Source organism: Peribacillus phoenicis (assembly GCF_047238085.1).
Lineage (GTDB): Bacteria > Bacillota > Bacilli > Bacillales > DSM-1321 > Peribacillus.
In genome coordinates, this window is the sequence record NZ_JBDFMF010000001.1 from 3,116,797 (window position 1) to 3,140,897 (window position 24,101).

Annotated in this window: 24 protein-coding genes; 1 reads left to right on the top strand and 23 read right to left on the bottom strand. The window is 40.4% G+C overall.

All coding sequences use genetic code 11. The annotated features are described in order from the left end of the window. Positions 1 to 33: 33 nt before the first annotated feature. The 17 genes from ABC374_RS15210 to ABC374_RS15290 all read right to left on the bottom strand — a co-directional run bounded on the left by ABC374_RS15210 (position 34) and on the right by ABC374_RS15290 (position 18,777). Complete coding sequence (locus ABC374_RS15210) at positions 34 to 807, bottom strand: CheR family methyltransferase (RefSeq protein WP_350299363.1); 774 nt, start codon at positions 805 to 807, stop codon at positions 34 to 36. A 190-nt stretch (positions 808 to 997) separates the two neighbouring features. Further along, positions 998 to 1,444 carry a nucleoside-diphosphate kinase gene (gene ndk / locus ABC374_RS15215; protein WP_034308008.1) on the bottom strand — a complete coding sequence of 149 codons (447 nt, stop codon included), beginning with the start codon at positions 1,442 to 1,444 and terminating at the stop codon, positions 998 to 1,000. 96 nt (positions 1,445 to 1,540) lie between these two features. Further along, positions 1,541 to 2,503: a heptaprenyl diphosphate synthase component II gene (gene hepT / locus ABC374_RS15220; protein ID WP_350299364.1), complete on the bottom strand. Its 963-nt coding sequence runs from the start codon at positions 2,501 to 2,503 to the stop codon at positions 1,541 to 1,543. Between the two features lie 34 nt (positions 2,504 to 2,537). After that, a complete protein-coding gene (locus ABC374_RS15225; protein WP_350299365.1) occupies positions 2,538 to 3,248 on the bottom strand; it encodes a demethylmenaquinone methyltransferase in 711 nt (236 codons plus the stop codon). 3 nt (positions 3,249 to 3,251) lie between these two features. Further along, positions 3,252 to 4,082, bottom strand: coding sequence for a heptaprenyl diphosphate synthase component 1 (locus tag ABC374_RS15230; RefSeq protein ID WP_350299366.1), 831 nt, complete (start codon positions 4,080 to 4,082; stop codon positions 3,252 to 3,254). A 247-nt stretch (positions 4,083 to 4,329) separates the two neighbouring features. After that, the gene (gene mtrB / locus ABC374_RS15235; protein WP_137016024.1) at positions 4,330 to 4,578 is read right to left on the bottom strand and encodes a trp RNA-binding attenuation protein MtrB; all 249 of its coding nucleotides are present in this window, start codon (positions 4,576 to 4,578) and stop codon (positions 4,330 to 4,332) included. A gap of 20 nt (positions 4,579 to 4,598) precedes the next feature. Beyond that, entirely contained in the window at positions 4,599 to 5,165 is a 567-nt protein-coding gene (gene folE, locus ABC374_RS15240) for a GTP cyclohydrolase I FolE (RefSeq protein ID WP_063233209.1), read from the bottom strand. A 299-nt stretch (positions 5,166 to 5,464) separates the two neighbouring features. Continuing rightward, positions 5,465 to 5,737 carry an HU family DNA-binding protein gene (locus ABC374_RS15245; RefSeq protein ID WP_034308023.1) on the bottom strand — a complete coding sequence of 91 codons (273 nt, stop codon included), beginning with the start codon at positions 5,735 to 5,737 and terminating at the stop codon, positions 5,465 to 5,467. Positions 5,738 to 6,240: 503 nt separating this feature from the next. Further along, entirely contained in the window at positions 6,241 to 7,719 is a 1,479-nt protein-coding gene (spoIVA, locus tag ABC374_RS15250) for a stage IV sporulation protein A (protein WP_101222423.1), read from the bottom strand. A gap of 232 nt (positions 7,720 to 7,951) precedes the next feature. Then, positions 7,952 to 8,674 carry a hypothetical protein gene (locus ABC374_RS15255; protein ID WP_413020377.1) on the bottom strand — a complete coding sequence of 241 codons (723 nt, stop codon included), beginning with the start codon at positions 8,672 to 8,674 and terminating at the stop codon, positions 7,952 to 7,954. A 16-nt stretch (positions 8,675 to 8,690) separates the two neighbouring features. After that, positions 8,691 to 8,888: a DUF2768 domain-containing protein gene (locus ABC374_RS15260; protein WP_101222425.1), complete on the bottom strand. Its 198-nt coding sequence runs from the start codon at positions 8,886 to 8,888 to the stop codon at positions 8,691 to 8,693. 212 nt (positions 8,889 to 9,100) lie between these two features. Beyond that, positions 9,101 to 10,474, bottom strand: a complete 1,374-nt coding sequence (locus tag ABC374_RS15265) for a putrescine aminotransferase (RefSeq protein WP_350299368.1) — start codon at positions 10,472 to 10,474, stop codon at positions 9,101 to 9,103. A gap of 304 nt (positions 10,475 to 10,778) precedes the next feature. Beyond that, complete coding sequence (locus tag ABC374_RS15270; RefSeq protein ID WP_350299369.1) at positions 10,779 to 12,884, bottom strand: sigma 54-interacting transcriptional regulator; 2,106 nt, start codon at positions 12,882 to 12,884, stop codon at positions 10,779 to 10,781. A 711-nt stretch (positions 12,885 to 13,595) separates the two neighbouring features. After that, positions 13,596 to 14,933, bottom strand: a complete 1,338-nt coding sequence (locus ABC374_RS15275) for an APC family permease (protein ID WP_413018728.1) — start codon at positions 14,931 to 14,933, stop codon at positions 13,596 to 13,598. A 379-nt stretch (positions 14,934 to 15,312) separates the two neighbouring features. Then, entirely contained in the window at positions 15,313 to 16,365 is a 1,053-nt protein-coding gene (locus ABC374_RS15280; protein WP_413018730.1) for an NAD(P)H-dependent glycerol-3-phosphate dehydrogenase, read from the bottom strand. Positions 16,366 to 16,381: 16 nt separating this feature from the next. Beyond that, positions 16,382 to 17,692, bottom strand: a complete 1,311-nt coding sequence (der, locus tag ABC374_RS15285; protein WP_137016033.1) for a ribosome biogenesis GTPase Der — start codon at positions 17,690 to 17,692, stop codon at positions 16,382 to 16,384. A gap of 464 nt (positions 17,693 to 18,156) precedes the next feature. After that, positions 18,157 to 18,777 (bottom strand): YphA family membrane protein, encoded by a 621-nt coding sequence (locus ABC374_RS15290; RefSeq protein WP_350299372.1) that lies wholly within the window; start codon positions 18,775 to 18,777, stop codon positions 18,157 to 18,159. 112 nt (positions 18,778 to 18,889) lie between these two features. Here ABC374_RS15290 and ABC374_RS15295 point away from each other — a divergent pair, with 112 nt between their 5' ends. Then, the gene (locus ABC374_RS15295) at positions 18,890 to 19,021 is read left to right on the top strand and encodes a YpzI family protein (RefSeq protein WP_101222431.1); all 132 of its coding nucleotides are present in this window, start codon (positions 18,890 to 18,892) and stop codon (positions 19,019 to 19,021) included. Positions 19,022 to 19,087: 66 nt separating this feature from the next. Here the strand turns inward: ABC374_RS15295 and fni are convergent, their stop codons facing one another. The 6 genes from fni to ABC374_RS15325 form a co-directional block, all read right to left on the bottom strand. After that, entirely contained in the window at positions 19,088 to 20,134 is a 1,047-nt protein-coding gene (gene fni, locus ABC374_RS15300) for a type 2 isopentenyl-diphosphate Delta-isomerase (protein ID WP_413018733.1), read from the bottom strand. A 19-nt stretch (positions 20,135 to 20,153) separates the two neighbouring features. Beyond that, positions 20,154 to 21,293 (bottom strand): 30S ribosomal protein S1, encoded by a 1,140-nt coding sequence (rpsA, locus tag ABC374_RS15305; RefSeq protein WP_413018735.1) that lies wholly within the window; start codon positions 21,291 to 21,293, stop codon positions 20,154 to 20,156. 214 nt (positions 21,294 to 21,507) lie between these two features. Beyond that, positions 21,508 to 22,095, bottom strand: a complete 588-nt coding sequence (locus ABC374_RS15310; protein WP_350299375.1) for a lysophospholipid acyltransferase family protein — start codon at positions 22,093 to 22,095, stop codon at positions 21,508 to 21,510. Beyond that, a complete protein-coding gene (gene cmk / locus ABC374_RS15315; protein ID WP_350299376.1) occupies positions 22,092 to 22,766 on the bottom strand; it encodes a (d)CMP kinase in 675 nt (224 codons plus the stop codon). Before cmk ends, ABC374_RS15310 begins: the two co-directional genes overlap by 4 nt. 362 nt (positions 22,767 to 23,128) lie before the next feature. Beyond that, positions 23,129 to 23,314, bottom strand: a complete 186-nt coding sequence (locus tag ABC374_RS15320) for a YpfB family protein (RefSeq protein ID WP_133347608.1) — start codon at positions 23,312 to 23,314, stop codon at positions 23,129 to 23,131. Positions 23,315 to 23,380: 66 nt separating this feature from the next. Next, positions 23,381 to 24,040, bottom strand: a complete 660-nt coding sequence (locus ABC374_RS15325) for a flagellar brake protein (protein ID WP_413018738.1) — start codon at positions 24,038 to 24,040, stop codon at positions 23,381 to 23,383. Positions 24,041 to 24,101: the final 61 nt, after the last annotated feature.

Here is a 24,101-nt window from a genome sequence, read left to right on the forward strand (position 1 = left end):
ACGTGCAGGATCAGTCCCTTTTTTCTAAAGTATTTACTTTTTCTTATAAAAAAATGTGTCGATCGTTTCAAATTGATATTTCCCTGGGGTGAATATTTGTTCTGTACTCCCTACAAAAAATACCCCGTCGCTTTTTAGCGATGCACTGAATTTTTCATATAATAAATTCTTGGCTTCTTCAGTGAAATAAATTAAAACATTGCGGCAAACGATTAAATCGAACCCTTGGTCGAATCGGTCAGCAAGAAGGTTTTGCTTTTTAAATGTCACCCTTCTCTTGATTTCATCATCGACACGATAAAAATCCGCTTTTTTTTCAAAGTATTTCCTTTTAATTTCCTCAGGCACTTCATTTAAGGAACGTTCAGGATACATCCCCAATCTCGCTCGCGCCAATACATTTTCATCGAGATCCGTCGCCAATATCTCTATTTGGCTGAGTGGGACCAGATTGGATAATATCATGGCAATCGTATATGGTTCCTCGCCAGTTGAGCAGGCAGCACTCCAAATTTTCAACTTTTTTTTGCTTTCTAATAACCCAGGCAGGATTTTCCGTTCCAACACTTCCCATCTTTTCGCATTTCTATAAAATTCGGAAACGTTGATTGTCATTCTATCCAAAAACTCATTTAAAACACCGGGATTGGTTTGAATGTCTTTGTAGTATTCACGAAATGAATGATATCCTCTTTTTTCATATAGAGATGTTAGTCGCCTTTTCATTTGCCCTTCCTTATATAATGCCAAATCAATGCCTGTCAGCATTTTGATATTACGAATAAACTCTTCATATTCTTGAGGCATTCCCACGACTCCCCTGCACATAATTATTTTAAGCGGTTCTTCCCTTTATATATATCGGAGAGTGCCATATTTTCTTTAAACTAAAATAATCCCTTACGTTGCTGCTTGAAACTAAAAAAGCAATTAAAAAAAGCGGGTTCCATCGCATAATGACGATGGAACCCGCTTTTTTTTAAAGAGATCGTATTAATTAATAAACCCACTCGTTAACAAGTTTAGAGTACTCAACAAGTTCTTCTTCTTTGAAGAATAAACCGATTTCGCGTACAGCGCTTTCAGCCGAATCAGATCCGTGAATGATGTTTTTGCCGACAGTTACGGCAAAATCGCCACGAATTGTTGCTGCTGCTGCATCTTTAGGGTTAGTGGCACCCATCATTTGACGTGCAGTAGCGATTACGTTTTCACCTTCCCAAACCATTGCGAAGACAGGACCTGAAGTAATGAAGTCCACTAGTTCGCCAAAGAAAGGACGTTCTTTGTGCTCGCCATAATGCTGCTCAGCCAATTCTTGAGAAATGACCATTAATTTTGCTCCTGCAAGAAGGAAGCCTTTCTTTTCAAAACGGGAAACGATTTCACCGATTAAATTGCGTTGAACGCCGTCAGGCTTAACCATTAAAAATGTTCTTTCCATGAATGTCACTCCTAATATGTATCATTGTTATTTGCCTATATAAGGCAATACTTTTAGAATATTACCATTGTTTGATGAGTTTCGCAACTCCCATTATCAAAACTTTCTTTTTCCGATATTTTTCGCGATATCGGATAAAGTTTTTCTAGCTTTAATGGCAGGAAGACCTTTCAACTCGGTAAATGCCTTTTCTAAATACATATCACTGATCCTCGCTGCCTTTTCAATGGCACCGGAAGTTTTTATCGCATGAATTATATGGGACATTTCCTCTTTTGGCGTATCTTCCCGAACTGTTTCGATAAGCTTTTTTAACTTTGGATCTTCCATAGCAATCAATACGGGTAAAGTGATATTACCTTGAATCAAATCACTGCCGGCCGGTTTCCCAAGCTCTTCTTCCGAAGCAGTAAAATCCAATATATCATCAGTGATTTGATAAGACATACCGACATAATATCCGAATTTAAATAGCTTTTGGTGAATTCTCTCTTCAACACCCGCTGAAATGGCTCCCAACTGGCAGCTGGATGCAATGAGCAGTGCCGTTTTCCGTTTGATCCTTCTAAAGTATATCCGCCAATTCTGTTCGAAATTGTATTTATCTTTTATTTGTTCAATCTCCCCAAGACATAGTTCAACCATAGTATCAGCGAGAATTTGATGCGCCAGCGGAGACTCGATAACCGCCATCATTTCCAGTGCACGAGCAAAAATGAAGTCGCCTGTGTACATGGCGACACGATTATCCCATTTTGATTTAATGGTAGCAGATCCCCTGCGTAAATCCGCATCATCCACAACATCATCATGCACAAGGGAAGCTGTATGAATCAGTTCCAAAGTCGCTGCGACATGCTTTACGACATGAATATCATAGTTGCCAAACTTCGCACCCAATAGGACGAATACCGGACGGATCCGTTTTCCACCGGATTGCAGCAAATGCAGGGAAGCTTCCCTTAAAACCGTGGAATCCGCTTCGATTGCGGCTTCCAGTTCTTTTTCTATTAATTGCAAATCTGCATTCAAAAATGAATACATCATTTTAAATTTCATACATTCCACCCAGCTTTGTCCATTGCTATTATGCTTATTTTGAAGGCTTGTACCCGAAATGTGTTGCTGCTACCCCACCGAAATGGGCCTTATAACTGACATTTTCCATTCCCGCCTGCTTGAACATGTTTTCAAGCTTTTTCATGCCAGGGAAATCCCGAGCCGATTCCTGCAGCCATGAGTATTCGCTATAGCTTTTTGCGAATAATTTGCCAAACATGGGCATGATGAAACGGAAATAAAAATAATAGCCCTGTTTAAAGCCAAGCATCGTAGGCTGTGAAGTATCCAGGCAAACGATCATTCCACCCGGCTTGGCTACCCGGTTTAACTCTTTAAGCACTTTCATGTAATCGGGGACATTCCGCAGCCCGAAACCGATCGTGACATAGTCAAAGCTATCGTCCTCAAAAGGAAGCTCCATTGCATTCCCATGCATCAGGGACACTTGCTCCAGATTGAGTTCATTTACCTTTTGTTCGCCGATTTTCAGCATGTTCTTACTAAAATCCAGACCAACAACCTTTCCTTCTGGTCCTACTTCATTAGCAAGGGCAATGGTCCAGTCCGCTGTTCCACAGCATACATCCAGTGCATGGGCGCCTTTTGGGACATTCATGATGGCCATTGTAGCCTTCCGCCATTTAAGATGCTGTTTAAAGCTGATGAGGGAATTCATCTTGTCATAATTTCCGTAGATCTTTTCAAAGACATGATGAACTTTTTGCTCTTTAGACTGCTCCATGATTCACCCTTCTTTCACATATGAATTTGCTATACTCTCTGTTTGTTCCAAGATGGCCTTCACTCTTTCCAGAAGTTCATCATCCAACTTTGCCAGCTTCCGCATCGAGCACTGTACGGATTGCCTGGTATCCCTCAGGCACTTGTCGAATTGGGTGCGTACCTGTTCTTCTTTTTCCGAAATGGTAACTTCCCCGCCAATCGAGTCATCGAGAGGCATTTCCCTTAGGACATCAAAAACTATCGATTGCCCCGACTCCATATAACTGTTCTTCTCGGCATGCAACCGTTTTAAAAGCAGCAGATCTTCCGCTATTTCTATCCAGGCAGGCTCATTATAGTAATCCGCCAGTTTATGAATCAGCGAAGCCTCGATCGCTTTGATCGTCATTAAAAGCGTTGGGACATCATTAATGGACCCTTGTTGGTAAAGAATGATTTTATTGTCATTTATTTTTTTTATCGCGCTCGAAAGTATACGGATCATATCAACATTACCTACACTGGCAAGCACTTGATAATATAAGCCACTATAGTAATCACCGGCAAGCACTTGTAATTGACGATTTTTCAATACCTCGGGCAACTCGGTTCCTTCTCCTGAATTCGAGACGATTTCATGGGTATCCAGAGCTATTTGCACTAACATGGTTGAAATGATGTATTGATTTCGTTTTTCGCTTAAAACGTCCAAATCGTTAAACAATCCCCAAAGCAATATCAGTTTATCTTCGTCCAAGCTTGGCTTTTGTATATACTTCAATAAATATGGATGTTGAGCTTTCGTTTCTATTAATCGCTTTAATTGCCTTATGTCGTCCGTTATGTTTAACAATTGAGATCACCCTTGCATCCCCGAAAGATAATTTTTTTCATACATATTGGTTTCTGTCTGTGTAAAATACACATTATTATACCATAAAAACAATCAGATGAAATGGTCAACGTTTATAAAATGAAACTTCCAAAGGTAAGGAAACCATCGACTTTTGCTCTTCAAAAAATGGATGCGGGAAATTTACAGCTTGTTAAACGTGATATCAGATGATTGATTTACTAATTAACCAAGTATTGAGAAGCTATCATTTCTCAGGTGAATTCTTTTTGGAATCACTTTCTATCTCTCCGAATGGAGTATAGACTTTTGCATGGCCCCTGATTTTAATTGCCGAGGTATGTTCCGTGAATTGTGCGATCATCACCTCTCCTGAGTCTAGTTTTTCGGAGTGATGAAACTTGGTGTCCGTTCCCCTTGTCAACCCGATGACGTTCACACTATCCTCAATGGCTTTGATTACGACAAAATCATTCAAGATCTTTTTTTCATTCATTTTTTCCTGCCCCCATGTCCTTAGTCTTTAATGAATGCCAGCACTTCAGCTCTAGTACGATGATCCTTCGCAAACGTTCCCCTTACAGCTGAAGTCACTGTTTTAGATCCAGGTTTTTTTACACCTCGCATGGTCATGCACATATGTTCAGCCTCTACTACAACCATTACACCATGAGGCTCGAGCTTTTCCATTATCGAGTCAGCAACTGTGGAAGTGATGCGCTCTTGAAGTTGCGGACGCTTCGATACAGCCTCTACTGCCCGTGCCAATTTACTTAAGCCAGTCACTTTTCCGTTTTTCGGAATATATGCTACATGGGCTTTCCCATAAAAAGGGACTAAATGATGTTCACATACTGAGTAAAATGGAATATCCTTTACAAGTACGAGTTCTTCATGGTCCTCCCCAAAAACAGTATCGAAATATTCCTTTGGATCCTGATTAAGTCCAGAGAAAATTTCTTCATACATTCTGGCTACACGGCCAGGAGTATCCAGCAGTCCTTCCCTCGTTGGGTCTTCCCCTACAGCCTCAAGAAGCATTTTAACCGCTTCTTCCAATTTGGCATGATCAACATTAGCCATTTTTGTACCTCCTAAAAAATCAATAATATTATGTATTCAGATAAAAAATCCAAAGCGCGTTGCACCCGGATATCCATAATTGCAATTATTAAAGAAGACCCATACATTGAGCCCTTGAACGGCAGTTTCGCCGGAAGCTGTTTTTGGATGGGCATTTCCCTGTGACGGATTAACCATCTGCAGCGTTTCTAAAATATTCACTGTCTTTTATATTATCACAGATGGAAATTAAGAAGCAAAAAAAGGGCCGCGTTTTCACGCGGCCCTTTTCGGTTAAGCACCCGTATGTAATGGTAGAATTACTTCACTGCATCTTTCAGCGCTTTACCGGGTTTGAAAGCTGGCACTTTGCTAGCTGCAATTTCGATTTCGTCACCAGTTTGTGGGTTACGGCCTTTACGAGCCGCACGTTCACGAACTTCAAAGTTACCAAAACCAATCAATTGGACTTTATCACCGTTTTTTAGAGCTTCTAAGATTGTATCAAAAACAGCATCAACAGCTTTTGTAGCGTCTTTCTTAGAAATTTCAGTTGCTGTAACAACTTCATTAATTAATTCTGTTTTGTTCATGCCATTCACCTCCTCCCAAAAAGGAATCTTTATAAAAAATCATTATTACAACACTATAATAGTGATTTGATATTAGCTTCGGTCCAAAAATTTTCATTCCCTGGCAATCAAGGATTACCAAGCCGAATTAATTTCCAAATAATTCATCCGGAAATTTATAAATAGGTTGAAATCGCTGTTATAACGCGTTTTCTGTATGTAGATTATCACAAATCCTATTAGCTTAGCAAGGGAATTCAAAAAATAATGGGAATCTTTTCATTAATAATTGTATATATTATAAATTTTGTCTTTCGCTATTCATCATTTCCCTTTTTTATAGAAATTAAACTTATTATATTGCTGAAAATCGCTTAACCACAGGGTTTTTTCAAGATTATACTAAAAAACAGCAGATTATTTCAAATTTTAGCGTTCAAAATGAAAATTTTATTGTGATCCTGAGTATTTCGCATGCAAAAAAACCAATCCATAAATGGAGTTGGTCCAGCTTTTAAACGTTTTTATAAGATGATGGCAATCAATCCCCCACTGCCCTCATTAATAATCCTTTCCAGTGTTTCTTTCAATTTGTAACGGGCATTGTCAGGCATCATCGCTAATTTCACCTGTATGCCTTCCCTTACATAGGAACTTAGGCTTCTGCCAAAAATATCTGAGTTCCAAATGGAAAGTGGATTGTCTTCGAAATCCTGCATCAGATACCGGACTAATTCTTCACTTTGTTTTTCAGTACCGATGATTGGCGAGAATTCTGATTCGACATCGACCTTGATCATATGGATGGAAGGAGCTACGGCTTTTAGCCTGACACCGAACCTGGCTCCCTGACGGATGATTTCCGGTTCATCAAGACTCATATCGTTAAGGGAAGGGGCTGCGACACCATATCCTGTTTGTTTGACCATTCTCAATGCATCGGCCACCTGATCATACTCTGCTTTGGCATACGCAAAGTCCTGCATTAAAGATAATAGATGATCCTTGCCCCGAATCTCCACACCGACAATTTCCTTCAGAATATCATCATAGAGTTCATCAGGGGCGTATAGGTCGATCTCTGCAACACCCTGCCCCATCTCAATGCCTGCAAGCGCTGCACGGTCAATGAACTCGAATTCATTGAAATGACCGACTACACGATCTACATCCCTCAGGCGTTTAATGTCCTTGACGGTCTCTTTAACCGCTTCCTGGTAACTTTCCCTTAACCAATGATCCTCGCGCAGAACCATTACCCAGCTCGGAAGATTTACATTGACCTCGAGAACTGGGAATTCGTACAGGGCCTCGCGGAGTACGCTGTAAACATCCGATTCCCGCATTCCTTCGACACTCATCGCCAATACAGGGATATCATACTTTTCCTGCAGGGATTCCTTCAGGGCTATCGTATTCGGGTGGTGAGGCTGAACGGAATTGACAATCATGATAAATGGCTTGCCCACCTCCTTCAATTCTTCGACAACCCTTTCCTCGGCCTCTAAATAATCACTTCGCGGAATTTCTCCTATCGACCCATCCGTCGTAACGACCACGCCTAATGTGGAATGATCCTGAATTACTTTGCGAGTACCGATCTCAGCCGCTTCATTGAACGGAATCGGCTCTTCATACCAAGGCGTGTGAATCATGCGGGGACCATTTTCATCTTCATACCCTTTAGCCCCAGGTATTGTATAACCGACACAATCAACTAAACGAATATTCACGTCGAGACCTTCAGCCACTTGAATCGATGCTGCCTGGTTCGGTACGAATTTGGGTTCCGTCGTCATGATCGTCTTTCCAGCAGCACTTTGAGGCAATTCATCCTGTGCCCTTGCGCGGTCCGCCTCTGACGGAATATTCGGAATGACGACTAGCTCCATGAATTTTTTAATAAATGTGGATTTTCCCGTCCTGACGGCACCGACCACCCCCAAATATATGTCGCCACCGGTCCGTTCAGCTATATCTTTAAAAATATCTACCTTTTCCAAGGTATCCCCTCCCGAATTAGAGTTTTGGGATTTCGTTTATCCATTTGCATTTATTTAGGACATTATATATCTATGATGTTGTCCTAAAAATTTATTCCAATTATTTCCCTGGTTCAATCCCTTCCTCCACCAGAAATTTTATATAAGGGTTGTTATTTTAAAAGTAAGATGAAATAAAGATAAAAGAAATAACCCTTCCCCTACAATATATTTTGCAGAAGAAGGGTTATGCCTATTTTGTAAGGAATATTGGTTTTTTTGTTTTTTCATCAATTGTATATGGCAAGGAATAGGCAGGGACGAACTCCGAACTCTGCACCAGCAGTTCCCGGATATCTTCACCTGGCTTCATTTCCCCCTCATGCTTCTTCAATGCCTCAATTAAATCCGGGGTATAATCAACAAAAATACTGCCTTGACCATCAACTACGAGATATAAGTCTTTTTGTGAAAATGGACTCGTGACCGTCGGAGCTTCCTTCAGGCCCATTTTTTCATAATCAAGCGTGAAGACATTATCGGATAACCTTTCCTTAAATGGCGGGTATCCGTTGCTTTGCTGATAGGCAGTCAATCTCAAGGAAACATCCTGAATCCTCTGCGCCATCCTGACATCCAACAGCTTTACGGTCGGATCATTTTCAACATTAACGAGGATGTATTGAAAGACGCCTCCGGATTCAAATGCATTGTCCGGAGGTTCAGCCATATACCTCGGTGAAATCTTTGAAAATTTTATGACATATTTTTGATAAATCGGTGTACCTGCATCTTTTGTAACGATGGGCAGTATGCCCCCTTCATCTTTCTGAAATTGATCCACTGCACTTTGGACGGATTGTATTTGCTCTTTATAAGGCAATTGGTTTTGCATTTTTTGCTTCTCCGGATATAAGCAGCCAGATAATGATACAGAGATGCAAAATAAACATAATATTTTGAAAAAATTTCTCATCATTTCTCCTCACCTATCAAGTGGTTGGCCCGCTAAGAACAACGATAAGGATGATCAAGCCGGCCAGAATCATAAGTATGTATGCGATAATTGCTGTCAAGACTCTCCAAAAGCCTTTTAATTTATAGCGGCTTAAGTAGATTAGAAATATAGAGATAATCATAAAGCCCATTGCTATAAAGGATATCCACATTTTTTGCAGAGCTGGTGTCATATCTTCATCACTCCTTTTTCCAGAAATTATTATAACATACCAAATTACGTTAAAGGAATTAAATCCTTGTCCAATCTGTATAATTCCCGTTTTCATGACTCATTTTCATGAAAAAATATAAAACGAGAATTAAGTATTGTAAGTTATTAACATACCGCCTACCTCCAAGCAACAAAAAAACAGCCCAAAGGCTGTTTTTCTGCTTTTTTAAATTAAGATTGAAGCGTCGGCAAGACCTCTTTAAACGCTTTAATGACTGTATCGACTTCATCCAACTGAATAGTCAATGACGGCTCAATCCTGATTGTTTTGGAATTGATAAGCGTACCTGCCACCAAGATGCCTTTATCAAAGAGGGCTTTTGAGAATTCATAACCCACTTCATCTTTATGGAACTCAATGCCAATCATCAATCCTTGGCCGCGGATTTCCAAAACCTTATCTTTGTGCTCAGCAGCCACTTCCCTTAACCCATTTAAGAAGTATTCACCAACTTCTGCAGCACGCTGCGGTAAGTTTTCTTCCAAAAGTACGTCGATCGTAGCAATGGCCGCAGCACAAGCTAGTGGATTTCCACCAAATGTCGTAGTGTGCATGAACGGATTGTCGAACCAGCTTTTAAACACTTTCTCATTGGCTACGACAGCCCCTGCAGGCATTACTCCGCCGCCAAATGCTTTCGCTAAACAAATAATGTCCGGAACAACATCATATAGCTCAGAAGCGAACATTTTACCTGTCCGTCCCATTCCTGTTTGCACTTCATCCAAGATCAATAACGCATCATATTCGTCACACAATGCCCGAACCTGCTTTAAATAATCTTGCGGAGGAAGAATGACCCCTCCTTCACCTTGAATAGGCTCTAACAGCACAGCAGCAACATCTTCACCGACCAATGCACAACTTTCAAACGTTTTTCTCATCATATCCACATCACCGAATGGTACATGACGCACACCTGGTACCAACGGGATGAACGGTTTTCTGAACATGCCCTTTGCCGTTGCCGATAGGGAACCAAGGCTTTTCCCATGAAATGATTTTGTCGTGGAAATGATCGTGTATTTGTCACTGTACATTTTAGCCAGCTTAAGTGCAGCCTCCACGCTCTCGGTACCGCTGTTCGTAAAGAACGAGTATTTTAGATCTCCCGGCGTGATTTCGGCAAGGATCTTGGCAAGCATTGCACGTAATGGGTCAAGTAAGTCCTGGCTATGAAGGGCTTGTCTTTGTAACTGATCGGTTACTGCCTTTACTACTTTAGGGTTACGATGGCCAACATTATAAATACCAAACCCGCCTAAACAATCAATATATTTTTTTCCATTTACATCCGTAAAACAGGAATCTTGATCAGACCACTCCACCGAAGCAAATTGCGTATCTTTAGTGACCGTCTTCCGATATTCCAAAAATCCAGGGTTTACATGGTTACGGAAATTCTCGACCGTTTCTTTTGTTACCCACTGCGCATCTTCTTTTGAAATTTCTTTTTGCTCGATTAATTGAAGCACTTTTTTAATATAATCTTGGGTTGCTGATTGGTTAGCTTGAGTGTTTTTACTTTCTACGTTAATTGACATTTTATAAGCTCCTTTTTTTTATAACTTTAGTGGATGGTTAACTGAGATTGCTTATTTTATAAAACTTTGATGCTTACCTCCCTTTTTTCTTATACTTACTAATCAAGCAAGAACCATGCCAAGTTAATAACCCAATAAAACCGCATTCTTTTTGATAAATTACGCTAAAATTATGCAAATTTGCATATCGATATTTCACTTTGCATAATCAACCTTGCGAAATCATTAGAAAGCTTCGAAAATGCTCTTATAAAAATAAAAGCCGTTGACAAGTGATTTTTCATCACTCGGCAACGGCTTTTATTCAATATGCATTTTTTTCGATTTTCTTACTCTGTTCAGCTAACACTTTTTGATACTTCCTGCTCACTGACGATTGACTTATCCCGAGCGCTTTTGCCGCTTTGGTCGTGGTTTTATACTGTTTCATGGCAAGCATGATCAATTGCTCTTCGACATGATCCATTGCTTCCTGCAGCGGAAGGATTCTCGTAATGATGGGTTTCGATTGTTTAAAGTCACTGCCCACAGGTATGAACCTTTGAATGAAATCAGCATCGATCATCTCTTCATCTGCAGAAACAACCAATCTTTCAATCATGTTCTGCAATTCACGGATGTTCCCCGGCCATGTATAGACTTCCAGTATATTTAATGCATCGGGGGAAAAGTGGTAATTCCGCTGATACCTTTCATTCAGTTTTTGCAGGAAATGAAAGGCTAGCGGCGGTATATCCTCCGGCCTTTCCCTTAAAGGGGGCACATGTATGGGAATGACGTTTAATCTATAGAATAAATCTTCTCTGAACGTCCCCATCTCAACCATTTTTTCCAGACTCTTATTCGTGGCCGCAACAATTTGAACATCAATGGAAATGGGTGTAGTGCTGCCAATCGGAATCACTTCCTGTTCCTGGAGGACCCGCAGCAGCTTAACTTGCAGGTGTATGGGCATGTCACCCACTTCATCAAGGAATAAAACACCTTTATTGGCCTGTTGAAAGTATCCTACCTTCCCATTTTTATCCGCTCCTGTAAAGGATCCCTTCGTATAACCAAACAATTCACTTTCGAGGAGGTTTTCCGGAATCGCCCCGCAATTTATCTTAAGGAAAGGCTGCTTGGACCGCCTGCCCATTTTATGAATGGCTTCGGCTATCACTTCTTTACCTACTCCCGACTCCCCGTTGATCAATACAGTTGATGAGAAATGAGCGATTTTCTTAACTTGGCTGATGATCTGCTCCATTTTAGGACTTGCAAAAACCAACTCTTTATAAAATTGATCCTGTTTTTTGAATGAATCCAGTTCTTTCCTCATTTCATTTAATTCCGATTTCAATTGTGTCGTTTCCGTTATATCCCTTGATGCAATGACGATTCGATCTATATCCCCTTTTTCATTGAATACAGGGGTGCCGACGGAAAGGACTTTTTTATTCATTTTAGTATCTTGGACAATCGATACTTTCTTTTTTTGTTCAAGGACTAACCGGGTGACCGAAGGATTAAAAATCCCTTCATCTTCTAATTGCAAAAGATTCTTCCCGATATAATCTTTTAAATTCTTCCCCCAGAATCCTGAGATGATGCTGTCACTATAACGCAGCAGCTCTCCTTTTTGATTGACTACAAGTATTTCATCATAGATATTCGCTAAAATGGCATTCAAGTCTTTATTCGAGCTTTTAATCAATTCTATTTCCATGGCCATTTCCTCAACCATCGGTAAATCCTGAACGATGATGATCAGGCCTTCGACTTCTTTTTCATGGTTCAGAATCGGGCTATAGTCGACAAGCACACTCATGACATCAGTAATCTCCAACTGATTCAGAATACTGCTCCCGCTGGCAAACACGCTATGTATATGCTGCTTATTGAAGATGTCCGCAGCAGGTTCATTTAGGACTTGTTCAGAAGGCTTTTTTATCATCTTCAAGCCTGATTCATTGAAGTTCACGATATTTTTTTCTTTATCAGCTACAAAAATCCCCATAGGAATGGAGGTTAAAATAACATTTAGCAGGTCTAAATTTTGTTTGCTGTCCTGCTTGAATAATTCTGCTAACACATCTTCCCTTTTTACATAACCGGTAAGCAGGCCATCATCCGTTTTTATCAGCACGATAGGTTCACCGATAATTTGAAACAGAAGCGGCAAGGATATGTTAGGGGTTAATTTACAGACATTATCAATCGAAAAAGCATACTGTAAAAGCTGATCGACTGTCGTTATTTTTTCATTTAACGGGAGGTCATCCATGCGGATATACGCAAACACTTGATTTTCCTTCATAAGAAAGAAGAAAGGTTCCTGTATCTCATGAATTTTTTGGTCTGATAATGTAGGCTGATCAATTGTTATAGTTATGAATGGTCTTATTTTATCATCCGGAATAGATAACACAGTTTCACTCTCCTTTTGTAACCTAACCTATATTTTATCACAATTCTGAATTGCTAGATAAAAAATTACATGTACGATTACTCATATCCAGCATTTACCTTTATCCATTCCACAACAAAAGGGTCCTTTAACGGACCCTTTTGACCTAAAAACCTGCTATGCACCCTAGACTTATTTTATAAGGACCGTTCACCTTTTCTTATTATTCCTGAACAGGATAGATAAAACGATGAATATGGCTATGAAAAAGCAGCCTTAGTACAGAACGCAGCCGGTTTCACCCCCATGATATCGATAACCGTCACAATAATCAGTAAATTCAGTACCCATGCAAAAGCCGGTACAAAAGGAAAAGCTGCAGAGAAGAAAAAATGCCGAAAACAAGTAATTGACCATTTAAATGGATAAAAAATCGATCTAAGAAAACCGGCATATGTATTGATAGAACTTTGCGCGTACGCATATACCGAACCTGCCGAAGGAATGACCTTTGCCATCTGTCCATAATATATGCTGTGAAAAGCATCATCATTAAAGCGAACAAGCAGGCCTCCGGAACCATTCCACGTGACATCTCTGCAGCAATTCCATAAGCGCTAAATCACTGTTGCTAATTCCATGGACAAAAAACCGAATAGAAAGAGCGTTAAAGACCTTTTCATTTTCTCATCAGCCATATAACAGACTCCTTCGTTCATGAAGTGAGTAAATTCACTGTGCCTCTTCAAAACGGAATAGCGGGGGGGATTCCGTAAACCATTTTGTCCGATACAGAAGATAACCAATCCCAATTACCGCCCATACAATTCCTAGGATCAATGAACTCGTCTCGAGATTAAGCCAAAGGATGAAGACCGATGCAGCACCTAAAACCGGGGACAGAATAGTTGAAAGAAATCCTTTAATCGTTCTGAAGCTTTTGTTTCTTATTGAATGGACGATTACACAAATATTCACGAAAGTAAAAGCAATTAATGCTCCAAAGTTTATGAGGGAAGTGGCGGTAACCAAATCAAGGAATAAGGCAACCAATGATATGGACCCAACAAATATGACATTAAAAAATGGCGTGTTGTATTTTGGGTGGACGAACCCAAATAGTTTTTTCGGGATCATTTGGTCACGTCCCATGACATATAGCAACCTAGAAACACTAGCATGGGATGCAAGCCCGGAGGCAAGTGTACCGCATAAAGTTCCTGCAAGAAAGAAGGCTTGAAATAACTTCCCGCCCACAAAAAGGGCAATTTCCGGAGAAGCTGCTTCTGGATCGTCAAAACGGGAAACATCCGGGAAAAATAACTGTGTAAAGAATGATGCCGTCACAAATAAAACCCCTCCGATAAGGGCGGTCAAAAAGATGGCCCGGGGAACCGTTTTAGCTGGATTCGGTGTTTCTTCCGATAAAGTAGTGACAGCGTCAAACCCCAAGAAAGAAAAACAAAGGATTGTAGCACCAGTTATGAGCGTCGACATTTCCATATGATGCCCGAAGAATGGCTGAACCGATAAGACCTCTCCAGTCCCTTCTCCACCCATGACCCCTTTAACGACAAGCGCCACAAATATAAGAATCACCAACATTTGAAAAAAAACAAGGAAGCTATTAAAGTTGGCGGCAAAATTAACATTGAATAAGTTAATGCCTGTCATTAAAAGGACAAATGCCACCACCCATATCCACGGGTACACCTCCGGAAAAAGAGCTGTTAAGTATATTTTTGTTAATATGCCATTCACCATCGGTAAAAATAAATAATCAAGTAACGAAGACCACCCGACAAGGAAGCCTAAATGTGGATTGATCGTTTTTTGTGTGTAAGTATAGGATGAACCTGCCTGCGGATAAATTTTTACCATTTTCCCATAACTGGCGGCAGTAAACAACATCGCTAAAAGAGCAATGACATAAGCGGTTGGCACATGTCCCCCCGTTTTTTCGGAAACTATCCCAAATGTATCAAAAACAACCATCGGCGTCATATATCCAACACCAAGCAATACGATATGCCACAAGTTTAAAGACCTTTTCAGATTACCTGTTTGCATGTATCATTCCCCTTCCTTTTTTAGCGAGAAAAGTTAACCAACTTTTCTGGCCTCCCTTATAATTCTTTGGTCATATTACACCTCGCAATTTTCATACCAAAAAAAATAGTCGATTTATAACAAAAAACAAGGAAATATGTAGAATGCTTTATGCAAATTTGAATAACTTATTCAATTATTCATAAGAGAACAGGTGATTTTTTGCCCATAAAAAAAAGCAGAAGATATTAGATATCTTCTGCTCATTTGACTAAATCCCCCGTGCCGAGGTCAAATTACTAGTTTACTTTCGTTGCATTGTATGCTGATACACGGCAAGGCGCATCATCAAATGCCTAATTTAATGAAATTCTTTTATGAAAATCAACAGTTTCGGATTTCAATCCTGCTGTCTGCTATCCAAAATGTTATAAAGTTCTTCCATCTCATTCGTTTTTGAACGATTCATCAAGAGGTCAACTGCCTTTTTCACTTCTTCCCCATTGAATAAAACATCGTACAGGGCTTCAGTGATCGGCATGTTCACTTCGTACTTTTGAGCTAGTTGATAGGCGGCTTTAGTGGTTCTGACACCTTCAACGACCATACCCATGTTTTCCAAAACTTCTTCAAGCTTTTGCCCTTTTCCAAGCATATTTCCAGCTCTCCAATTACGGGAATGTACGCTCGTACAAGTGACGATCAAGTCGCCAATCCCAGCTAAACCTGAAAACGTAAGCGGGTTAGCCCCCATGGCCACCCCTAGACGGGATATTTCAGCCAATCCTCGTGTCATTAATGCTGCCTTGGCATTATCCCCATAGCCTAAACCATCCGTAATTCCGGCAGCCAATGCAATGATGTTCTTTAATGCCCCTCCGATTTCAACACCAATCAAGTCCGGATTTGTATACACACGGAAATTATTATTGATGAAGATGTCCTGAACCCTTTCGGCAGCCTTCATATTCTTTGAAGAAACGGCAACTGTTGTCGGGTGACGTAGACTGACTTCTTCAGCATGACTCGGTCCTGAAAGAACCACTATATCTTTAAGCCAATCCGCCGAAGAGACTTCCTCAATCATTTCCGATATACGAAGCAGGGAATCAGGTTCAATCCCCTTACTCACATGAACGATTGTCAATGGCTTATCATGAGCCTCTTCAATCTGACCAAGCACTTCCCGGTAAGCTTTGGTCGGCACAGCCAAAATTATTATTTCAATCCCGGCCAATGCTTCCTTAATCGAAGAATAACCTTTAATCCCCAAAGGCAATTCAATCCCAGGCAAGTATTTGTCATTCGTATGATTTTGATTTATTTCATTGATTTGATTCTGATTATGTCCCCACAATCTCACTTCATGCTGGTTATCAGCGATCACGAGCGCTAAAGCAGTTCCCCAGCTCCCTGCTCCGATAACTGCGATACTTTCTTTATCTTTCACCATGGTATAACCACCTTTACTATTTTCTCTGGCGTCCAAAAATTCGTATTGGTGTACCTTCAAAACCAAAGGCATCCCTAATTCTATTTTCTAAAAATCTCTCATATGAGAAATGCAATAACTCCGGATCGTTAACGAATACAACGAAAGTTGGCGGCTTGATCGCTACCTGAGTCGTATAATAAATTTTCAAACGGTTGCCATTATGTGTCGGTGTCGGATTCATCGCCACGGCGTCCATGACCACTTCATTCAATACATTTGTCTGAACCCGGATAGCATGATTCTCACTAGCCTGATCAATGACCGGTATTAAGGTATGTGTACGTTTTTTCGTTAAGGCAGAAAGATAAATGATTGGCGCATAATCCAAGAATAGGAAATGGGCACGGATTTTTTCTTCAAAATCCTTCATCGTTTTTTCATCTTTTTCAATGGCATCCCACTTATTGACGACGATGATGACCGCCCTACCCGCTTCATGGGCATATCCGGCAATTTTTTTATCCTGCTCACGAATACCTTCTTCAGCGTTCAGGACCACAAGAACAACGTCAGAACGTTCGATTGCCCTTAATGCACGAAGTACGCTATATTTTTCCGTGCTTTCATACACTTTACCTTTTTTCCTCATCCCTGCAGTATCAATAATGACATATTCTTTGCCATTGTACTTATACGGAGAGTCAATCGCGTCGCGAGTCGTACCTTCAATATCGCTTACAATGACACGTTCTTCACCTAACAATGCATTGACCAGAGATGATTTACCTACGTTCGGTCTCCCAATCAAACTGAATTTAATGACATCATCATCATAATCCTGGCCAGTGAATTTAGGGAAATGTTTGGCCGCTTCATCCAGAAGGTCACCAAGACCAAGCCCATGAGACCCGGAGATCGGGAATGGATCGCCAAAACCTAACGCATAGAAATCATAAATTTGATCCTTCATTTCTGGGTTATCTACTTTATTTACTGCAAGGACAACCGGCTTTCTCGATTTATAGAGAATCTTAGCGACTTCTTCATCAGCAGCCGTTACCCCTTCACGACCATTCGTCATAAAAATTATCACATCGGCTTCGTCGATGGCAATTTCAGCCTGCTGGCGAATTTGTTCCAGGAACGGCTCGTCACCGATATCAATTCCACCTGTATCAATAATGTTAAAATCATGTGTCAACCATTCACCAGAACTATAAATCCTGTCCCGGGTCACTCCAGGAACGTCTTCGACAATCGAAACCCGTTCTCCAACTATTCTATTAAAGATTGTCGATTTTCCCACGTTCGGACGACCGACTATCGCAATTACCGGTTTTGGCATTGCTATTCACCCTTTCTGCTACTATATCTCTGTCAAAGTCACGAAATTCATGAATGCATTTATACGGTTGCTTTGCATTATTGATTTTCATTATTTCCTTTTAAAGGAAAGAGCTGTATCCATCATCATTTAAAGGAATCTTTCATCAGTAAGAGAACTCGCAACTGATGTTCAGTTAAATGTATCAAGTATTCACGGGCAGTTTGTCCACTTAACGCCCCAGTTCCTGAGGTGACGTGAAGCTGACCCCTCTGCATGCTCAAACTTGATTATAAACAGCCCAAAAAAATGAAGAAAGCTTCGGCATACGGCTTCCTTTTTAATTGTTTAGAGCATTTTACGATTATCTACAGACCCCTAACTATCCTATAGTAACAAATTTCTCGCCAATCAACAATGATTGTATGAATAAAAGCCTTCTAATTCCAGTTTGCACCATTTTGATATCTTTTTCACCATACTCTTCATTGATTAAAATTCTCTTTTCCTTGTTTTGATAAAAATCTCGATTGAGATATTGAATAAATGTATTGGCCAGCCAGTTCCAACATTCTCCACAGTATGTTTGCGCCCAAAACCAGCACTGCATTATCATGCCATGCGTAAGCAAGGGCCACATAAGGTAAAGAGTGGTAAGCAAGCAATCCAGAATATATGATATCTCCCATCATCATCCCAATTAAAAGGACGAACAATCGATGTTTCCAATTTTTAAAAAGTAATAGGATAAGATAATTCAGGAAAATACACAAAAGATAAGTCGGTTTCATGATGAGCCATATCGGATCAAGCAAAGAAAAAAGTTGAAAACTGGCATAACCGAGAGTGATAATAAGACTTCCGCTGATCAGTTCCATCATCTTGATGATGGATTTCTTCCTAATATACACACACAGTATAAAGAAAAGATACGGCCCGCTCAAATGCACGGAAACCAAGGGAGCATCCAGTTTATAGCCAGCTAAAACCATAACGGCCAATAGATGAAATAAAAAATCAAAACGAAAGGGAACCGTTTTCGGAATAAAATACATGACAATGACCCAAACTATCCATGAAATCCAATAAAATATTATTCCATCCATGCAGCGCCCCCCCTTTTAGGAACATTATGGCTTGTTTATTCAAAGTATAAACGTATAGCACGGCATTTAATGAGGAAACCTTCCTCCTATCATTAGAAAAGGAGGTGTAAACATGGGAAAAGATCGGCAAGAGAAGAAATTGAAAGAAAGTAAACGGGTGGAGTCCGACAGGGACCAATCACTGGAGCATAAAGGGGCAACTAGAATGGAAAGCCCTGAAGAGGCCCGAAAAAGGAATAGTTAAGTCTACCCCTGAACAAAAAGAAGCATCTCAATCCGTTTCAATTGAGATGCTTCTTTTACTGGTCATTCATTTAGCATATGCCGAACAATCAATGCCTCTTTGAGATAACCAATGATAGGTATTGCCCTTGATGACTAATTTCGATTTCCTTAGCTCTGAAATATTACCGCACCCTAGTGCAGTCATGATGATCTTTAAATCTTCATGTATGTAATTTATTTCTTTAATCAGTTGTTCCAAGCCCAACTCTTTATAGAGCTTGAGGAAATGTCCGGCCAATCCGACACCTTTCGCTCCTAATGCCAGGCTTTTTGAAATTTCCAGAGGACTTTGAATGCCGCCTGATCCAATGACTGATAGCTGTGGTGAAACATTAACTGCTTCGACAATCGAAGCGGCTGTCGGTATGCCCCATTCGTTGAAATAACCGAGTATTTTTGCGCGTCTCTCATTCTCGATTTTAGCAAAATTCGTTCCGCCAAACCCGCCTACATCAATGATCGAAATACCAATAGAATGTAATTGCTGCACCGTTTCCATACTCATCCCAAATCCAACCTCTTTTACGATGATAGGGATTCCGATCGTTCTATTGATTTTTTCAATTCTCGAAAGGGTACCGGCAAAATCCTTGTCCCCTTCAGGCATCGTCAATTCTTGAATTACATTGATATGAATCTGAAGGGCATTTGCCCCGATCATATCGCTGGCCCGCTTAGCCTGTTCGACTGTTGCTTCGCCACCGAGATTACCAATCAACACACCATTAGGATTTTCCTGCCTTACAACTTTAAAAGAAGCCTGCTGGCTAGAATCCTTGATGGCTGCCATTTGAGATCCGACCGCCATGGCGATTCCTGTTTCCCGAGCAGCAATGGCTAGGTCACCATTCATTTTTTCGGTTTCAGGGCCTCCGCCTCCGGTCATGGCATTTATGAAAATTGGCGAACTTAATTCAAGTCCGCCAACTTCTGCTGTGAGGTTCACATTATTCAAGGAAATACCTGGTAAGCTTTGGTGAATAAACGAAATATCTTCTAGTCCGGTTTTATGCTGCTGCCCTGTCTTTAGCGCAAATTCTATATGATCTAATTTTCGTTGTTTTCTCTCCAAGGCCATCACCATTATTATCTTATTTTAGTTTTTTCAATTGATCACCGATCATTTCACCTAGCTGAAAGCCCTTCGATTCTTCAGGGATCTCATAATCCGATGTATTGTAATTGGCTTGAGGTTCTTCAAGTTCCTTAATGCTCAATGATAGACGTTGATCCGTTTCATTGACTTCCAGCACCTTCACTTCGACAGACTGACCTTCTTTAAGCACTTCTTGCGGTGTGGCAATATGCTTGTGGGAAATCTGGGAAATATGAACAAGCCCTTCCACCCCTGGAAAAATCTCCACAAATGCACCGAAAGAAACAAGTCGTTTGACGATACCTTCCAGTGTAGAGCCTTTGGCCGCTTTTTCTGCAATGCCTGCCCACGGTCCCGGAAGGGTATCTTTAATGGAAAGAGAGATCCTTTCATTATCACGATCGATGGATAGTACTTTAACTTGCACTTTATCCCCTTCGGAAACGACATCGGATGCCTTTTCGACATGCTGATGGGAAAGCTGGGAAATGTGGACAAGACCGTCTACGCCCCCAATATCCACGAATGCACCAAAATCGGTAATCCTTTGGACCACGCCCTCAAGCACTTGCCCGCTTTCAATCATATCCAAAACGTTTGCTTTTTGCTTTTCCTTTTGTTCTTGGACGACTGCCCGATGTGAGAGGATTAAGCGATTCTTGTCTTTCTCAAGCTCAACGATCTTGAATGTTAAAGTTTTGTTTTTGTAATCAGAAAAATCTTCAACGAAATAGTCTTCTACTAGAGAAGCCGGAACAAAACCACGTACGCCTAGATCTACAACAAGCCCGCCTTTGACGACATCTTTAACTTCAGCCTCAAACACGTCTCCATTTTCAAATTTCAATTCCAGGTCATCCCATGCTTTAAGAGCGTCAATTTTACGTTTTGATAGAATGAGAGCTTCTTCTTCGACCTTAATGACTTCCAGCTCCAATGCATCACCTTCCGAAACGGCATCTGACGCCTTTTCGACATGAAGGCTTGAAAGCTCACTTATTGGTATGATTCCATCAGTCTTGCTGTTTTCCACATCGACAATGACCTGTTTTTCTTCTACCTTTGAAACGGTTGCTTTAACTTGATCCCCAACTTTGTAATTGTTCACTTCTACCTGGTTCATATCTTCTGTCATTACTAACTCCTCCTTAACCCATGACTGATCAGCAAATTTCCTCTTCATCGGCCACATATTTTATTTAAAGTGGTTCAATAAAAACACTTTCCCAATAAAGATAAAAACAGTTTTTTTAGAGTAATAGGGTTATATTCCTTTTTATCGGCAATAAGGAATAATACCCTTATTTTATAAATTCTAACAAAATCAGAAAATTGTCAAGTATGAAGGACTATTTATGCTCGGAAATCAATTTACCAATTTGGTCCATGATGATTTTGGTAGCCTCATCGGCTGATATTTTCTGTTCGCGATATTGAGTAAAATTTATTGGAGGACCGTAAACGACCTTCAACGGGCGCAAAAATTTATATGGGCCGATGATTGCACACGGTATGATAACGGCATCAGACCGCAAAGCGAAAAATCCAGCACCCGCCAAACCTTCTCCCAATTCACCAGTCTTGCTTCTTGTTCCTTCGGGAAACAGACCGATCGCCTTGCCCTCCTTCAAAAGCTTTAAACCTTTTCTCAGGGATTCCCGATCGCTATTGCCCCGCTTCACGGGAAATGCATTTACTCTGGGTAATATACCCTTTAAAACAGGTGCTTGAAACAACTCTTCTTTCGCCATGAAATGAATATCCCTTGGAGATGTCATTCCAACTATGGGCGGATCCAAATTATCAATGTGATTGGCACAGATCAATACTCCGCCCTCTTTAGGGATATGTTCCTTTCCGAGCGCTTTAACCCTAAACGAAGGCGTTAAAACGCCTTTTACGATGTTCTTGGCAAATGTGTAAAAATCCAATGTCATCTTTTCCTCTCTTCTATTAAAGACATGATACTTTCTGCAACTTCCTGAATCGATAATGAAGTCGTATCGATTTCGATAGCATCCGCAGCCTTTTTCAGTGGCGATACCTCGCGTTCCGAGTCCAGCTTGTCCCTTGTTGCAATTTCCTCCCTTAACTTTTCGATATCTGAAGGAAAACCTTTCAATATATTTTCCTGATGCCTCCGCTGTGCCCTTTCATCCACAGATGCGATTAGAAATACCTTTACTTCGGCGTTGGGTAAAACATGCGTACCAATATCCCTGCCATCCATGACGACACCGCCATTTTCAGCAAAGATTTGCTGCCTGCGAACCAATTCTTCCCGGATGCTTCGGTGCTTTGCCACTTCCGAAACGGAACCAGTCACTTCATTATTCCTGATTTGGGCTGTCACGTCCTCATTATCCAAGAACACCAACTGTCCATTTTCACTTGGTCTTAATTCGATTTCCGTATTGATGAGAACTTCTGATAATGCTGGTTCATCATCAAGAAGAATCTTTTGGTTAAGGGCCTTATAGGTAAGGGCCCTATACATTGCACCTGTATCCACATATATGTAATTGAACTTTTCTGCAACAATTTTAGCAACCGTGCTTTTTCCAGCAGCAGCTGGTCCATCGATTGCGACTGATAATTTTTTTTCCATAAATCCTCCCAAGAATCATACAATCATGCTGATTATTTAGTACCCTTTCATTTTATCACAACTAGCGGGAAAATCATTAATAAAAGGGATGTGAGGTTCAAAATCACCTTTGTTCTTTTTTATCATTACAGCTATCAATAGTTATCCCTTTTTGAAAATCTTCATACAAAAAAGCGGATCACCGCTTCAGACTGTAGACAATTCATAGAAAAACGAGTTTGCCTGCAGTATTTTCATTAAATTCTTCAATCTAGGTAGGGTTTTTTCCATATAAAAAGGAAAATATATTTTACATTTAAATCACGGTTCGGAGGAGCATTCCTAATTTCATTTTGTCGACAAAATGAAATTAATCACCGCTTTTACTTATCGGTCCCATTGAATGTTTCAATGATTTTCGTATAATTATTGCTGGTGACACCTTCATACCTCGAGAGCTTGGTCAAATCAAAGATTTGATCCTCCCTGCTCAAAAGGAACTGGAAAAAAAATAAGCAGGCCAATTGAATGATGATTACTTTAATTAATAGTCTTTCAAATGTTTTCATAAGCCGCACCCTCCATCTGTTTATATTAGCAGTATGGATGGAATCGCTGTTTTTCATTCAATCATGTTAAACATGCAAACCTTTTTTCTTTAATTCGACCTGCTTTTCAAATATAAATCTCAATAATGTCTGTACATCATTTTTTGTAGGTTCAAGAAATTGAACGTGCAGCAGCATATTTCCATGCTCTTTCTCCGTTACGCGAATGACTTTGCTTTTTAACCTCAAATAATGAATCTCACCTGATTTAAGCGTGAGCGCCATCCACAGGTATAAGTGGGGAACCGATTGTATATCAGTGCCATTTAAAAGCCTTATGGAAGCTCCGCCTGCACTTATATCCTCTGTTAATGCGCAAAAAGGGGGAAACTCGGAATGTTCTGGATGAATGGCTGTATCCAGGGTTACATCCAGGCGCACGTATTGCCTCCGTTGGATTTTCACAAACGTTTCTGCTTCGGGCAGCAATATTTGCATCATTGGTATCCTGCCTTTCACTTTTCCAAGTACTTCAGAATCAAATACATAAACAGCCTGCTCTTCATTGGAAAATGTGACGTTCAACTGTGTCCCATCCATAAGGAATGCAGTTTTACCAGTCTCTAAATTGATGGGAAAGTCGGTATAGACACAACCCTGTCCCATTTCGACAACCATACATTTGAACTTTTCCTTCTGTGATGAGTATTTCGGTTCGAGCATTAATATATCACCAATTTTAAACATCGTTATCCACGTCCTTTTGACAGAAAGGAAACTACATAATATTACCCATTAATTTCCCCAT